The organism is Brachybacterium sp. JB7 (assembly GCF_003335205.1).
In the GTDB taxonomy this organism is placed as follows: domain Bacteria; phylum Actinomycetota; class Actinomycetes; order Actinomycetales; family Dermabacteraceae; genus Brachybacterium; species Brachybacterium alimentarium.
The window spans coordinates 1-354 of the sequence record NZ_QPGN01000050.1 but is presented as its reverse complement, the minus strand read 5'-3'; the positions used below and the strand labels follow the sequence as shown (position 1 = coordinate 354).

General features: G+C 44.9%; 1 protein-coding gene. It reads right to left on the bottom strand.

Annotated elements, in window-relative coordinates; genetic code table 11:
• On the bottom strand, window positions 1-354 hold a 354-nt coding region (locus CIK81_RS17885; protein WP_199586431.1), incomplete at both ends, for a beta-L-arabinofuranosidase domain-containing protein.

The window sequence follows — 354 nt, the reverse complement described above, 5'->3', positions numbered from 1 at the left end:
TTGTTACCACTCACTAGATAAACATCGATTAAACCTGCTAGGATTTTATGCAGCGTATAATAGGGCGCCCACACCTGATTGTTCTGTCCTCCATAGCTCGCGCCATTTTCCAACATGATAAATTGATCGGGAGGATAGGCACTGATATATCCTTTTCCCCAGTTCCAATAGTCGTTACGTATCCCTTTGTCGCTCAGGTCCGAATCATACTGTGTTTTATTCGGCCCGACAGGTACGGCGGTAGGATCTGAAACATGGTCCCCTCCAGCTACTTTTGCATGACCCGAAAGCTCGGACAGCTCGTATAATGTATTGACCATATACGTCATTTTTTGCGCAAAGTTTTCTTGCAAA